Annotated in this window: 11 protein-coding genes and 1 pseudogene; 7 read left to right on the forward strand and 5 right to left on the reverse strand. The window is 40.8% G+C overall.

Annotated features, from left to right (window positions below; all coding sequences use genetic code 11):
• Positions 1-249 (forward strand): annotated as a pseudogene (locus tag C7H79_RS12355) (transposase); the annotation flags it as partial.
• A 19-nt stretch (positions 250-268) separates the two neighbouring features.
• Here the strand turns inward: C7H79_RS12355 and C7H79_RS12360 are convergent.
• Positions 269-2152, reverse strand: a complete 1884-nt coding sequence (locus C7H79_RS12360) for a GGDEF domain-containing protein (RefSeq protein WP_106707561.1) — start codon at positions 2150-2152, stop codon at positions 269-271.
• A gap of 795 nt (positions 2153-2947) precedes the next feature.
• Here C7H79_RS12360 and C7H79_RS12365 point away from each other — a divergent pair.
• A complete protein-coding gene (locus C7H79_RS12365; RefSeq protein WP_242447275.1) occupies positions 2948-3754 on the forward strand; it encodes an SH3 domain-containing protein in 807 nt (268 codons plus the stop codon).
• A 1-nt stretch (position 3755) separates the two neighbouring features.
• Here the strand turns inward: C7H79_RS12365 and C7H79_RS12370 are convergent, their stop codons facing one another.
• A complete protein-coding gene (locus tag C7H79_RS12370; protein ID WP_242447276.1) occupies positions 3756-5438 on the reverse strand; it encodes a sensor domain-containing diguanylate cyclase in 1683 nt (560 codons plus the stop codon).
• Positions 5439-5462: 24 nt separating this feature from the next.
• Complete coding sequence (locus C7H79_RS12375) at positions 5463-5888, reverse strand: group III truncated hemoglobin (protein WP_106707563.1); 426 nt, start codon at positions 5886-5888, stop codon at positions 5463-5465.
• A gap of 388 nt (positions 5889-6276) precedes the next feature.
• Between C7H79_RS12375 and C7H79_RS12380 the strand changes: the two genes are divergently transcribed.
• The gene (locus C7H79_RS12380; RefSeq protein WP_106707564.1) at positions 6277-7887 is read left to right on the forward strand and encodes an NAD-dependent malic enzyme; all 1611 of its coding nucleotides are present in this window, start codon (positions 6277-6279) and stop codon (positions 7885-7887) included.
• Between the two features lie 30 nt (positions 7888-7917).
• Here the strand turns inward: C7H79_RS12380 and serB are convergent, their stop codons facing one another.
• Positions 7918-8748 (reverse strand): phosphoserine phosphatase SerB, encoded by an 831-nt coding sequence (gene serB, locus C7H79_RS12385; RefSeq protein WP_106707565.1) that lies wholly within the window; start codon positions 8746-8748, stop codon positions 7918-7920.
• Positions 8749-8763: 15 nt separating this feature from the next.
• Entirely contained in the window at positions 8764-10212 is a 1449-nt protein-coding gene (locus C7H79_RS12390; RefSeq protein ID WP_242447277.1) for a sensor domain-containing diguanylate cyclase, read from the reverse strand.
• Positions 10213-10531: 319 nt separating this feature from the next.
• Between C7H79_RS12390 and C7H79_RS12395 the strand changes: the two genes are divergently transcribed.
• The 4 genes from C7H79_RS12395 (at position 10532) to C7H79_RS12410 (ending at position 15891) form a co-directional block, all read left to right on the forward strand.
• Complete coding sequence (locus C7H79_RS12395; RefSeq protein WP_106707567.1) at positions 10532-12028, forward strand: leucyl aminopeptidase; 1497 nt, start codon at positions 10532-10534, stop codon at positions 12026-12028.
• Between the two features lie 134 nt (positions 12029-12162).
• Positions 12163-12588: a DNA polymerase III subunit chi gene (locus tag C7H79_RS12400; RefSeq protein ID WP_106707568.1), complete on the forward strand. Its 426-nt coding sequence runs from the start codon at positions 12163-12165 to the stop codon at positions 12586-12588.
• A 25-nt stretch (positions 12589-12613) separates the two neighbouring features.
• Positions 12614-12976, forward strand: a complete 363-nt coding sequence (locus tag C7H79_RS12405; RefSeq protein WP_242447278.1) for a hypothetical protein — start codon at positions 12614-12616, stop codon at positions 12974-12976.
• A gap of 152 nt (positions 12977-13128) precedes the next feature.
• The gene (locus tag C7H79_RS12410; protein ID WP_106707569.1) at positions 13129-15891 is read left to right on the forward strand and encodes a valine--tRNA ligase; all 2763 of its coding nucleotides are present in this window, start codon (positions 13129-13131) and stop codon (positions 15889-15891) included.
• Positions 15892-16056 lie beyond the last annotated feature (165 nt).

Consider the following 16056-nt stretch of genomic DNA (forward strand, 5'->3'; position numbering starts at 1 on the left):
GGGCGGAGCCAGACGTACTTGTGCCTAAGCTGTGCCGTGAACACGACATGAGTAATGCAACGTTTTACAAATGCCGCAGCAAATACGGCGGTATGGATGCTCCCATGATAGCCCGGCTTAAAGAAATAGAAGATGATAACAGCAGGTTGAAAAAGATGTATGCCGAAGAACGGTTAAAACCCGAGTTACATCAGGAGGTGCGTGAAAAAAAAAGTGGTAACGCCCCAGCAGCGGCGCGATATGGCCAAACAGCTTCTAAATGAGATTATTACATATTACAAATTCCAGCAACAGAAACAGTTTCTTTGGCTGCAACGATCTGATTTTTACCATTTCTTTTAGCATGAAATAAAGCTTCATCAGTACGTTTAAACAAGCTTTGCTGAGATTCTTCCGGTCGATATTGTGCCACACCGGCGCTAAATGTAATTAACAGTCGATTATTCTCACTCAAAAAAAATTTCTTGGTTAGGTAGCGACGTATTCTTGCAATTGTTGAGATCGCTGCATTGAGCACAGAATTAGGTAACAAAATTGCAAATTCCTCCCCCCCGTAACGTGAGATCACGTCTTCTCGACGCACAGTTTCTTTGACTGCTTCTACCAAGTATTTCAATACATCATCACCCACATCATGTCCATTTGTATCGTTTAATTGCTTGAAATTATCAATATCTAATAAGGCAAAGCATAGCGTTCCATTATTACGAGCGAGAAGCGCAACTTCACGATTAAATGCATTATCAAATCCTCGTCGATTCAATGCACCCGTAAGATGGTCTTCATGCACTTTCTCATTCATTTCCTGCAACTGTGTTTCAAGCTGATTAATTTGATTTTGAGCTTTGTCAATTTCTCCTCGCGCAAATATCAAATCATTACGATAGTTAAGTACATTATTTTGCACTTTTTGAGTTTCTTGCATTATCTCTGCAAGCAATTGGTTTATCTCATCAATATCATTAGCTTGATTAATTCTTTCGGAGTAACTTCCTAAATTGTCGTGATATCCCCCTGCGGCATCTGAAAGTTCTTCAAGATTTGAAATCAGAGAAGTGACCATTTGCCGCATGGCTTCCCTTGCCTTATTTAGACCTTGTTTTACTTTGCCTTGTCTTTGTATTATTTCTCCAAGCGAGGACTCAACTTGCGCAATTATTTGCCTATCTAGCGGTCTCGATATAACTTTCTTTAGTTTGGAAATTTGTGATTTAATCCACTGATCCTCCGACAACAATTCACTTGTATTATCCATAAGCATGCTTAACAATTTAAGCAGACTCTGCTGTATATTAGTTTTATTCTCATCACCCAGTTCTAGCTTAATACAATATTTATGAAAATCGGCAATGAACTGTTCCATTTCTAGCCTGCTCTGAATTCTTTTAACTTGCCTACTCAGTATTCTAGCTTCTTCAGCCAGAATTTTGTCTTCAACTTGATTGGCAATAATTTGTTCCAGCATTTGTGCCAGCAATTCTAGCAATTGATCTGTGTAACCGCTGATTTCATATTCTTGCGTCAGAATATCCGCTTTGAATTGGAGCGTTTGCTCAAAAGCATACGCATTTTTTGTTGATATCGATACATTTTCCATATTCTCCTCCGGCTCTTGAGAAATCGACTCCGGCGCTTTCCATGACTGCATTAATGCAATTAATTTGTCATGAATAAGTTCCGGACTGCCAGAGAATTCATCAAGTACTTGTGTTATTTTTTTTCTTTTGTTCGCACCATCTGAAAATTTTTCTGTACTATCGATTTCATCGAATAGAGTTTTAATCACTTCTACCCAGGAAATTGCAGGTATGGATTTTGTTGTGCCAATCCGTGGAATAGTCTCTGTGGAAGTAGTTAGAGTTGCAATACATTTTATCAATGCAGATTTAAAATCAGGCCAACTCCTCTCTTTGAGAGCCTGCTCTAAATTATTAGCGCAATTAAGTAAAGGCGGCGTGTGACGCGGAAATTCCACAGCCAATTCTGTTAGTAATTTTGCAGTAACAGCAAAAATCTTATTATCTCGATGACCTGCTATTTGATTGTACAGTTGATAATAACTTTCAGGAGTAGGTGGAATTTTGAGTATCGCAAGTTGTTTTAATGTCTCACGGGCAATCACCGAAGGGCTAGCATTAGCATATTGACTCATAAATATCTCCCGTACGCTTGCCCGAAAAAATCTAGTTGTATAAATATCAGCAATAACATTTAGTATAGTGATCTCAAATTTATTCAGACCTAGTAATTATCAACAATAAATACAAGATTTCATACGATTACTCACAGTCATGAATAATAGGGTCTTTTCATGCGAGTCTTACAATTCCTTTTTGATAAGCTTTGCAGAAATCGTTACAGTATTTATACAGTTATCTAACAGCGGTCTGATTTATTTTTGTTCTATAAACCATTCTTAGCCTTACTTTTGAAATGGTAATTACGGAATTATGGCTATTTTCTTTATATTTATTCCTACAAAAACTCTTTATGATTAGTGTGCTTTCAGAATAATATACAACTATTTTATTGGAGAACAACATCCTATAAGATAGTATCCAATAAAAGGATTGCTCTCAATTATATAAGTTTCCATCGGACAACTCTTAGCAGTCTGTGACTTTTTATATAAGACAATCCGCAATGATTGTTTTAGCAGCACAATATTAAAATAGAATATTTAATTTATAAAACCAACACTACCGGTGATAAAAGAACACATTAGATTATCGACTTTTCCATTTAAATCTGTAAAATCAAGATATTCTTAAGTGCACACTGTTCTTGTTAATTTCTCTTATTTAATTAATTTATGAGATTATTAAGAAACATTAAAATTTTTTGTATCCATACTCCTTTAACAACAGCTCAATCTAACTGCAGACAAAAATGAGCCAACTTCTATTGTATACCCTTAAGTAAGGGTATACGGAGTGATCCAAAATTATTGGAAATAAATAATATGAAATTTTTATTCTCATTTGCACCAACTTTCTCAACCAGACTTATTAACTCACTATTAACTCGGTTTACACTTTGTCTTTTTACCTTAAGTTTGATCGGATGTGCATTCCATGAACCTGTTCCAAATCCAATTACTGTAACAGCACCGGAAGCACCTTCTCAGGATGAAGGCTTAAGAAAAGAAATTGATCGTCTGGAGAAGATAATTGCAGAAAAGGATAAAATTATTAATAATCAAAATATTCGACAAGAGAACCAAGCGCAAACACTGCAAAAAGTCAATAAGGAAGCAACCCGAACGCAAATAAAACTGCATCGATTAGCAACGAAACCAAGTACCGCCTCCGCAATAGCAGAGACCGAAGTAATCCTGGAAAACCTCAAACAAGTTCAAATCCCTGCGGCCGATAAAATCTTGCAAGTACAAGCACATCATCTAGTTGAAACGGCTTCAGTGCTTTTTACTCAAGATCAATTTGCGTCAGCCATGAACTACATTGCACAAGCAAAACACCTGATCGATTTAATTACTCATCCTGGCAATAAGAAAACATCCGATGAGAATAATCACTTTTTTGAGTTCAATACGCCGATACAATTGCACACAAGAACGAATGTTAATTTGCGCACGTCTCCAAGTGCCGATGCAAAGGTAATCAGTGCTCTAAAAAAAGACACAGCAGTGTCAGCTAATGCGAGTCTAGGCTCATGGTTACGAGTTCATCTTGACCAGAAGCAAGGATGGCTTTTTAGTGCAGGACTTGAGGCAAGAGAAAATAACGATCCATAGTTTAACTATGTTGCTGCTGTTTTACCCTAGATTTAGGAGTAACACAGTAGACTTGATTGCGTCCGGCATGCTTTGCTTGGTACAACGCACTATCAACTCGAGAAAGCAGCATCGTCAAAGATATGTCTTCTGGTTCACTTTGAATAATCCCGATACTTAGCGTAACACTCAGCATTTTATTTAGAGAGCTGCAATGCACATCAGCCACCTGCATTCGTATACGTTCCGCAGTTTTCTCCGCCTCGTTCACGGAGGTCTCAGTCAGAATAACGATGAACTCATCCCCACCATAACGAGCCGCAAAGTCGACGTTGCGAATTGACTGTGAAATCTTTTTCGCTACAGCAGCTATGACTTCATCGCCTGCCACGTGTCCGAGGTTATCGTTCAAACTCTTAAAATAATCAACATCAATCATCAGTACAGCAAAAGGTCGTTTATTCCGCCCATATCGAGCAAGTTGATCGCTAAGGATCACATTCAGTTTATTGCGGTTATAAAGTCCTGTAAGGCTATCGGTAACCGATAGCGTTTCCAATAGTTGATTCTTTTTCTGCATAGCAGCGCTCGCCGCATTTATTTCCAGCTGATTTTGCCGCAGCTTATCAGTCATCTGATTAAATCTTTGCGTAAGCTGCCCTATTTCATCGTCCTGCGAATTGTTCAATTCGACGTTCAGATCACCCTTTACAATTCTCTCTGTTGCGCTAATTAGTTTCTGCAAAGGGGCCACAATGGCATGGCTCATGCGAAAAGCAATTGCAGCTACGATAAAAATCATAATACCGACCAAACCGGCAAATAAATCACGTTGTTGTTCCCATGTCGAATAAATCGATTCATAGTTTCTGAGCGCAATTATGGTGACAGAAGGTTTCTCTGAAACATAAGCCAGACCGACTACCTTTTCTTGCAGTGGGCCAAGAAAAATTTCGTACTTTCCTGGGTTATCTTGCAGGCGTTTCATTGTATCGGTGTCAAACGACACTGATTTATTGGCGCCCGGAATCCCGATAGCACTGGTCAACATGATATTTCCAGCTTGGTCCAACAGCAAAACCTCCCCAGGAGGAGATTTTGCTTTATCCTTTAAGCTTGATTGAATGTCGCGCATATCAAATGTCACGATTAGCGCCCCCAGAATATAGTCATCGATCGACAAAATAGGCACCGAAACACTAAAGACTGCGGTTGCATAATCTTTACTCCACTGAGGAGAATTCAATATATCCCCCTGAATGGAAGCATCTTCTGGCCAGCTTTGCGATAATTTAACTGAAAAAGGTGATGCCACATTACTTGCAATTATTTCACCTTCTACATCAACCACTGTCAATTCCAATACGTTCTCTAGCCGTCGATACACTGATTTCAGGTAAAACTCCAAAGCTCGTTGCTGAGCTGCCAATTCAGTTTTTTGCGTTTGGCTTTCTATAGACAACCCTTCAATAAGAATCTTAGAGGTTGAAATTGATGTTGAAAGATCGCGAGCAACTAGAATCTGCTCTTTAACCCACAAATCCGCTTCCCGACCAGCATAATTAGACATTGCACGCAGTTCGCGCGTAACGTTTTCATTGATCATCGTTTCGTTTTGTTGAAACGACAATATACCCAGCCCTGCAGAAGGAATCAGCGTAGCTAAAATAGAGAAAACAATAATTTTGCTTTTAATACTTTTCAAATTAGGCCTTGATCACGTCATACGTTATATAGTACGAATCGCCACTGGTCGTTTATCTGGATAATTGCTGATTTGATAACCCTGCCATAATCGACCTGCAATAAAAGATGCTATTGAGTTTGCATGTTGCTGCAAATTCGGATTACCAAGCTCCTCAGTTGTTTGTCGAAAAATTTGAAGCCAGCGCTCAAATAATTCAGCACTAAGTTCTGGCAGCGCAATATGTTTAGGCATTGGTGCGCCACGAAATCTGCTAGTTCCACGTAATTGAGCTGACCAGAAATTGGTCATTTGCACAAAATGCGCATCCCAATCAATCACATGCGCCTCGAATATCGGACCCAACGAAGGATCTTTTCTGGCTTTTGCATAAAAAACTTGCACTAATTGTGCTATATCTTCTTCTGTATATAAACCTGGATTAGGCGTGGAAAAATGTGTTTGATTCATAATTTGTCAGTTACCTCATTAAAGTTATTGATTAAGATAAATTAAGAATTTTATTAACAACAGAACTATTAAACCAAAGATAATTCAATTGTTGGGAGAAAGTAATTCTTATAAGTTCTATTTTGTTTGCATGGCCTTGCTCCACAAATACAATCGCAAGGTTACCTACTCGCATTCTCAACAGGCTTGCTATGATTATTCAAATCCGACTGATTCTTCAGCAAAAATTCACAGAAGTATTGAAAATAAAAGCCTTAAAGTATTTCTAGCTGAAACGATCGAGTTTATCTTTCGTTACCTGAATTGTCCAATTTGGATTTATTCAGAATTACTCAGAACAGCAAGACAGTAGTATGATCGTTAAGTCTTTCAAGAGATCCCAATTACTATGAAAAATTTACGTGGAAAAGCACTTCTCACAGATCCGGCTCATACCAAATCAACCGGATTCACTTATGCAGAACGCGAACTTTACGGCCTGCGGGGATTGCTTCCTTATGATGTTGCAAGCATAGATAAACAAATAGAACGTGTATTGGGTAGTTTGCGCTGTAAAAATAGCACTATAGAGAAATATATATTTTTAAATGCCTTACTGGAGCGCAATCAACGACTTTTTTATCGAACCATGATTGATCATATTGATGAGATCATGCCGTTAGTCTATACCCCAACCGTTGGAGAAGCTTGCAGTGAATTTGCACATATCTTCAGGAACGCACAAGGGTTCTATATTTCACCTGAAGACCGTGGAGAAATTGCCACCATCCTAAAAAACTGGCCCGAAGAAGATATTCGAGTTATTGTTGTGACTGACGGAGAACGAATTTTAGGTCTGGGAGACTTAGGTGCCAATGGCATGGGAATTCCCATTGGGAAAGTTGCCCTCTATGTTGCATGTTCCGGTATCCATCCAGCGCAATGTATGCCGGTCATGCTCGACGTAGGCACCAACAATATAGCTTTGCGGGAAGATCCGCTATATCTAGGCTATCCCTATCCACGCCTTAATGGTGATGCCTATCGTTCATTGGTGGATGAGTTTGTCAAAGCAGTGCAATTACGTTACCCAAGTGCATTGATACAGTTTGAAGATTTCTTGTCGCCCCATGCATTTGAATTTCTAGATCTCTATGCTCAGAAAGTACGTTGTTTTAACGACGATATACAAGGAACTGCAGCAGTTACTCTGGCAGGTATTTATACCTCGTGCCGAATTACCAAGAAAAAATTCACTGATCTAAACATCATGTTTCTAGGCACAGGATCTGCAGCAAGTGGAACTGCGGAATTGGCAGTGGATGCATTTCGTGCAGCTGGATTAAATAGATCGCAGGCACAGAAAAGACTTTGGTTTATTGATAGAAAAGGACTTGTTACCGCGCGCAACGAAAACATTAAACCACGCATAAAACCTTTTGCTCATGAGCACGCTGCTTGCAGTTTTGTTGACGCCATCAATGAAATCAAGCCCGATGTGCTGATCGGCGCAACCGGCGTAGCTGGAACATTTACTGAAGCTGTTATAAGTAAAATGTCTTCAGTTAATGAACGCCCAGTTATTATAGCCCTATCGAATCCAACCTCGCACACAGAGTGCACGGCTGAACAGGCCTATCATTGGAGCAATGGGAAGGTCATTTTTGCCAGCGGCAGCCCATTTAACGCTGTACAGTTCAAAGATCACTTATTTAAGCCTGCTCAAGGCAATAATGCTTATATCTTTCCAGGTATAGGTCTCGGTATTTATGCCAGTGCCGCCCGGCTAGTAACACAAAGTATGTTTCTGGCAGCCGCTGAAGTATTGGCAAGCACTGTTTCGGAACAAGAAATCCATAGTGGTTCAGTGTATCCCGCGCTGTCTCGAGTACGCGAAGTATCTCACGCCATCGCTGTAGCTGTCTGCCACGTAGCTATTCGTGAAGAACTAACAAGTTTGAGTTTGCCGGAAGATATTAGTGGCTATGTTAGGTCATTGATGTATGAACCCAATTACTAGCTACACACTTTATCAAAGAATTCAGTCAATTCATGCAAACAAATTGATGATACCCTCCAACCCCACATAATTAATCGAATACGTCGCATGCTGTTTGACAATGGGTTTGGCATGATAAGCAATGCTGACTCCTGCTTCGGCCATCATGCCCAGATCATTCGCGCCATCCCCAATTGCAATGATCTGTTCACGCTTCAGTCCAAGTTTATCACGCACTTGTTTTAATACTTGCGCCTTTCCTTCTCTGCCAATAATTTCTCCAACCACTTTTCCGGTCAACTTATTATTTTCAATCTCCAGCACATTGGCAGCCGCGAAATCAAGCCCCAGTTTTTCCTTAATCCGTTCGGTGAAAAATGTAAAACCACCAGATAGCACCATGGTTTTTATGCCGAATCGTTTAGCTTGTTGTAACATTTTCTCGGCACCAGAGCTAAGCCTGACACGTTCATCATAAACTTTTTGCAATGTATCTTGATGCAAACCGCGCAATAGCCAGGTTCTGCGTGTCAAACTTTCTTCAAAACTTATTTCACCTTTCATCGTTTGCTGCGTAATCGCAGAAACTTGAGGTTTGATATTTTGCATATCAGCAATTTCGTCTATGGATTCAATTGCCAGTAACGTAGAATCCATATCCATCACAATCAGTTTAATATCAGATAGCTCTTGCCCAGGTTTTACAAATGCAAAATCCAATTCCGATTGCAAGCAATAGTCAGGAATATCATTAGAATACATCGCATTTGTCAAACGGAAGGCTTGACCGGTAATCCGCTCAATTCCATCTGCATGGGACAGTTTAGCGATAGATCGCAAATCGCTGTTATTTACTTCCAGACCTTGAATGATTAAATTCATAATTTAGTGATAGACCTAATCAGGACTCCATTCAATAACTTGATTTCGTCCTGCATGTTTTGCTGCATAGAGTGCAGAATCTGCGGCCTTAATTAAATCCTTTGCATCGTGAAAAAATGCTGCATTCTCATAAAAAGAAGCAACTCCAATTGAAGCGGTAATATGAATAGTGCTGCTACTATCAAATTTGTATGCAATTGCTGCAATCGAATCTTTTAAGCGCACAATAAGGTTCCTCGCAGCAGAAAGCGGTGTTCCTGGAAGAATTAAAGCAAATTCTTCCCCACCATATCGACTCAGCGTATCATCCTGTCGGATCTGGTCAAAAATCGTCTTTACCACAGTGGCCAACAGTGAATCCCCTGCAACGTGACCATAAGTATCGTTGACACGCTTAAAGTGATCAAGATCAATGATCGCAACTGTCAGAGGCAAATTATATTGCGTTGCCAGATTAAATTCTCGACGCAATGTTTCATCAAAATAAGTGCGATTATATGCACCTGTCAATCCATCACGTTGCGTCTTGTCTTCCAAATCCTTCGCCCTGGATAGACTATGGATCAGCAGCAATTCTTTGGCTTCAGCCAGAATCCCATTGACTTCTGACGAATTATGCAGCGTCATTTCAAATAAATCCTCAACCGTACTCAACCCAACTTCCATAATTTTAATAACGTCAATGAGTACATTAGTATCGAATCCAAGCCAGTTTTGTGCTGCTTGATTTAAAGCGGCAATTTTCTCAGCATCGTGCGGATACAAAAAATAATCCGCCAAGTAACGAGAAACAGCCAAACATGCTTGCAAGGTTGGACCTATGTTTTTAGGCTCCGGCTGGCTGTGGCTATTAATACAGGATAAAGCAATGTAATCAGGAATATGCCATTTCTTGAGCAGAGCATAACCTAATTCATCATGTCCAGCACCAAATGCCTCACGTTCATTAATAAGCAATGTATCGTGGTCGGTAGTTGATGCAAAAACTTTCCCATACTCCTCTGGCATAATGATCCAAAACGTAAGGATTCCAATTTCTTGAATCAAACCCGCTAGAAATAAATCATCCAGAAAATTGAGTTCAAGCTTTTCTCCAAGCGCACGACTGGCAAGTGCCGTTGCAATCGATCTACGCCAAAAACCATTATTATCAAAAGCGCAGTTCTGCCCCGGCAAAGCGATTTTTATTAACGAACTTGTTAAGGAAAAGGATAAGGCAATAACAAGAACAGTATGCGTACCAAGGATACTGACAGCTTGCCGGATATTGGTTGCAACCCTGCGGGATTTGTATAAAGGCGTGTTAGCTGTTCGAAGTAATTTTGCAGATAGCACAGGGTCCAATGAGATATATTTACAGATCGCTCCAATATCGGCATCCGGATCATTGGCCATTTCAATTATTTTAACAGCGATCGCAGGTAAACTCGGTAACGTCGCACAAAAATCTAACCTTCTTTTCAATGCATCATCAATCACTTACCGCCCTTATTATCAGATAATGCTTATATAATATTGACTAACATACTGATTATGTTTTCATTATAATATGAAAAATAGCATATTTGCTGATTTCTATAAAGACTATCTGCGTTAACTGATGGAAATCATTCACCATACTGCAGAATTCACATCAGTTATCCATTCTTCCAATGTATCTGCATGCTATTAGATTATAGAAGAAATTGTTTTGATTATTTGGAACAAAGCAGTTATAAGACAATCAACTGGATAAATAATAAATTAATTGTTCGCAAGAATTTTCTTGATAAAGGAGTTAAACGTGGATTTTGGAATTAAAGTTGCAACCCCCGAAAAACAACGGAGTGCTTGTGCAGTAATTGGTATTTTTGAATCTAGAAAAATGACCGAATCGGCAAAAGTATTAGATAAAATTACACAAGGCTATATTAAAAGCATACTTACGTCTGGTGATATGGACGGAAAGGTGAATACCTCATTGCTACTTCACAATGTCCCGGACACAAACTTTAAAAGGATTTTGTTAATTGGATTAGGCAAGGAGCAAGAATTTAAGGAAAAAACATTCTTAGCGGCGATCAATTCTACTTTAGGCGCTTTGCAAAAAACGGCAGTGACTGATGTCATATTGTTTTTATCTGACTTTCCCGTTAAGGAGCGGACGAATGAATGGAAAATTACTCAAACCATCATTACTTCGATCAGTAGCACTTATCGATTTGATCAGTTGAAAAGCAAGCCAGAAAACAATCAGAGTAGATTACGCAAAATGATATTTTGCATCGATAATCGAGCTGAATTAGCTGCATGTGAACAGGCTATGCAACAAGGTTTGGCAATTGCTCATGGCATGAGCCTAACGAAAAATCTGGGCAATCTTGCGCCGAATGTCTGCACTCCTACTTATCTTGCCACAGAAGCTAAAGAGCTTGCCAAGACGCATAAGCTCAAAGCAACCATCTTAGAAGAAAAAGATATGGAGAAGCTAGGTATGGGGTCTTTCCTCGCCGTTGCCCGCGGCAGCGAGCAGCCAGCAAAGTTAATTGTGCTGGAATACTATGGACTGAATAAAAAAGAAAATCCAATTGTCTTAGTCGGCAAAGGAGTGACCTTTGATACGGGTGGCATCTCACTGAAGCCTGCTGCTGAAATGGATGAAATGAAATTCGACATGAGTGGAGCTGGCAGCGTATTTGGAACGTTACTTGCAGTTGCTGAACTGAAATTGCCGATCAATCTGGTCGGAATCATTCCAGCAACCGAGAATATGCCGAGCGGACGCGCGACCAAACCTGGAGATGTAGTAACCAGCATGTCCGGTCAAACCATTGAAATTCTAAATACCGATGCAGAGGGACGTTTGATTTTATGTGACGCATTAACTTACGCCGAACGCTATAATCCAAAACTGGTGATTGATATCGCGACTTTAACAGGCGCCTGCGTAATTGCACTGGGTAATTTCACAACCGGACTGATGAGTAATGATGAAAAGCTAGCGCACGAATTATTGGCTGCCGGAGAACAAGCAGCTGATCGCGCCTGGCAGCTACCTTTGGGGGATGAGTATCAGGATCTGCTGAAAAGCAATTTTGCAGATATTGCCAATATCGGTGGAAGAGCTGCTGGAACCATCACAGCTGCCTGTTTTTTATCCCGCTTTACTAAGAAATTCCGTTGGGCACATTTGGATATCGCAGGAACAGCCTGGAAATCAGGTAGAGACAAAGGAGCAAGCGGTCGACCAGTACCGCTATTAACACAATTTTTGATTGCGCAAGCTAAGGCCTCTGATTAGAATTGTTTCAGTTTTGTTGATCAATAAATTCAACCAGTAACGAATTTGTTTAGTAACCTTTCCAGGTTAAGCTGGCTCATTGCTCTCATACGCTATGAGTCATCAACCAGCGTAAAGTCAATACATTATTTTTTATGACACAAATTCTTTTCTATTCGGGATCAAACGATAAGTTACAGACAACCTGTCGGCTTTGTGCCAAGGCAGTGCAGCAAAAAAAGAAGGTACTGGTTTACACGCCTGAGATTTCAACATTAGATCAATTAGATGAGTTACTATGGACGTTTTCACCTACCAGCTTTATACCACATTGCAGCATTCTAGAGGATGATCAATTGATTAGCGCAACACCGGTGATATTATGCAATCAAATTCAAGTCAATCCTCCGTTTGATGTGCTAATTAATCTGCATAATCAATCTCCACATTTAATTGATCAATTCACGCGATTAATTGAAATCGCAGGCACTTCCCATGAAGACAAACTAGCAGCTCGCGAACGTTACCGGTTTTATAAGAATGCCGGTTATGAGATACAACATTACCATTTAAATGACTAACTAGGCACCTACAGTTGTTTTTTCTATGATGGATGAAAATAAACCTTTAATTGATGTTGATGATGCTGCAATACTGGAGAAATTTCGCTGCTTACTTAACAAATATCAGACTCAGGGTAAAATCACTCCTGCAATAAGCAGCTTAACCCCCACTGCAAGAGCGCAGAATGTCGACAAAGCATTATCCGTGGATGCCAGTACAATACCGCTGTTACGCGAAGTTGTAGTCCTTCATCCGTCAGTAATACAGCCGCAACCAGCACGTCTAACACCGATCCAGCGAATACTTGATGCTGCACTAAAAGATGCTAATATCGAAATGGATATCCTGAATAAAAAAGCACTGGCAAATGCTTTAGAAGCACGCATGTCTAATCAAATCAAATAACCGCCGCAAGTATATATAATAATCACACCTATAACTCTGTAGCATTTAATATCGATTGCATCTAAGCAACATATGCTTCTTGTCGCACGCACGGGTATACCTATCCGCTATAATAGTGGTCTTGTCAGCGACACTTACACCAGTTAAATTTCATGGATCTCGAAAAAAGTTTTGACCCTAAGCGCATAGAAAATCTTTGGTATTCCGAATGGGAATCAGCCGGATATTTCAAACCTACTGCCACTGAAGATCGCTCCGCCTATTGCATCATGCTGCCACCTCCCAATGTTACGGGCACATTACACATGGGGCATGCATTCCAGCACACCTTAATGGATGCACTAACGCGCTATCACCGTATGCGGGGGTGCAACACTCTGTGGCAACCCGGTACTGATCATGCCGGTATTGCCACGCAGATTGTAGTTGTGCGTCAACTGGATCAACAGAATCTCGATCGACGCCAAATAGGCCGGGAAGCATTTTTAGAACGGGTATGGCAATGGAAAGAAGAATCTGGTTCTACCATCACCCGGCAAATGCGGCGTCTGGGTGCTTCTTGTGACTGGACACGCGAGTGTTTTACCATGGATGACGCATTATCACGTGCTGTCACTGAAGTATTTGTTCGTCTATATCGTGAAGGATTGATTTATCGTGGCAAGCGACTGGTGAACTGGGATCCTGTTTTGCAAACTGCCGTATCCGATCTGGAAGTCGTTGCAACTGAAGAAAATGGCGCATTGTGGCACATTCGCTATCCATTGGAACAAACGGATGGTTCTGGCACAGAACAAACGAACGCTTTAATTGTCGCCACTACCCGACCAGAAACCATGCTGGGTGATGTGGCCGTGGCCGTACATCCCGATGATCCACGTTATCAACATCTGGTTGGGCGACACCTCAGACTACCACTATGTGAACGCACCATTCCAATTATCGCGGACTCTTATGTCGATCTGGAGTTTGGCACCGGCTGCGTAAAAATTACTCCGGCTCATGACTTTAACGACTATCTGGTGGGACAGCGGCACCATTTGGTGCCCATTAACATTTTTACCCTGGACGCAAAAATCAATGACATGGCTCCAACCGAATATCAAGGTTTGGATCGTTTTGATGCCAGAAAAAAAATCATTGCCGATCTGGATGCGCGTGGCTTTTTGGTTGAAACAAAACCTCACAAGTTGATGGCTCCGCGAGGAGACCGTTCCAATGCCATCATTGAACCGATGCTGACTGATCAATGGTATGTCGCAATGGAAAGTCTGGCTGGACGAGGTTTAAAAGTCGTTGCCGATGGCGAAATTAAGTTTACGCCGGAAAATTGGACACATGTTTACAATCAATGGTTAGAAAACATTCAGGATTGGTGTATTTCGCGCCAATTATGGTGGGGACACCGCATCCCTGCTTGGTATGACGAAGATGGCAACGTCACCGTTGCGCATAGTCTGGAAGAAGCACAGAAACTTTCCGGTAGCAATAACCTAAAACAAGAGGATGACGTGCTGGATACCTGGTTCTCGTCTGCACTCTGGCCATTCTCTACTTTGGGCTGGCCGGAGGAAACGCCCGAATTGAAAACGTTTCTGCCCACATCGGTATTGATTACTGGATTTGACATCATTTTCTTCTGGGTAGCACGCATGGTGATGATGTCGTTACATTTCACCAACCAAGTGCCTTTCAAGGAAGTTTATATTACCGGCCTAATTCGCGATGCCGAAGGTCAGAAAATGAGCAAATCCAAAGGGAATGTACTGGATCCTCTGGATTTGATCGATGGTATTACCCTACCCGATTTGATCTCAAAACGCACCACCGGACTGATGAATCCCAAGCAAGCCGAATCGATTGAAAAAAATACCCGCAAACATTTTCCCGAAGGGATACAAGCTTTTGGAACCGATGCTTTACGTTTCACATTTGCCAGTCTGGCTTCGCACGGTCGAGATATTAAATTTGATCTGCAACGCTGTGAAGGGTACCGGAACTTCTGTAACAAACTCTGGAATGCAACACGTTTTGTCCTAATGAATTGTGAAGACAAAGATACGGGATTGGATGAAACCTTACCACTCACTTATTCTGCAGCCGATCAATGGATCATCAGTCGATTGCAACAAGCTGAACAAGCTATTGAACTGGCATTTACTCAGTATCGTTTTGATCTTTTAGCACGTGAAATCTACGAACTGGTTTGGGATGAATATTGTGATTGGTATGTTGAACTGGCCAAAGTACAATTAAACAGCCCGCAAGATCCGATTCAACGAACAACACGCAGAACGCTAGTGCGTGTGCTGGAAACCATGCTACGGCTGGCACATCCTATCATTCCATTCATTACCGAGGAACTATGGCAGAAAGTTGCGCCGCTTGCAGGAAAACAAGGCGCAAGCATTATGTGCCAGCCATATCCGATTGCTGATACAACCAAAATCAATCAACAATCTATTGAAGAGATCCTGTTACTCAAAGAAATAATCAATGCCTGCCGTAACCTGCGCGGTGAAATGAAACTATCACCCGCACTCAAGGTGCCGCTTCTGGCCTATGGCGATTCACAAACGTTGTCAAATTTCTCGCCCTACTTGCTTTCATTAGCTAAATTATCAAATATAGAGATTCAAACAGATGGATTATCTGCGGCAGATGCTCCAGTGGCAATTGTCAGGGATTTTAAATTAATGCTGAAAATCGAGGTAAATGTGGAAGCGGAACGCGAACGCTTATCCAAGGAAATTACCCGCATTCAAGTAGAAATATCCAAAGCTCAAACTAAACTTTCCAATCCTAGTTTTGTAGAACGAGCGCCTGCCATTGTTGTCGCACAAGAAAAAGACCGTCTAGTTGCGTTTAACAAAAAACTCGACCATCTAACTGCACAACTGGCAATACTGAACTAACCAACTCATTTAACTAAAGAAACACCTCCAAAACATGCTTTAGAAATAAACTAAGGATTGTAGGAACTTTAGTCGAAAGAATTTTATTCTCATAACCACGACTATTCATTATTACACTGACTAATCAGCGTATAGTTTTAATGAGGGCTTTGCAAAATTTAACGA

The sequence above is a fragment of the Nitrosomonas supralitoralis genome (assembly GCF_003011925.2).
Taxonomy (GTDB): domain Bacteria; phylum Pseudomonadota; class Gammaproteobacteria; order Burkholderiales; family Nitrosomonadaceae; genus Nitrosomonas; species Nitrosomonas supralitoralis.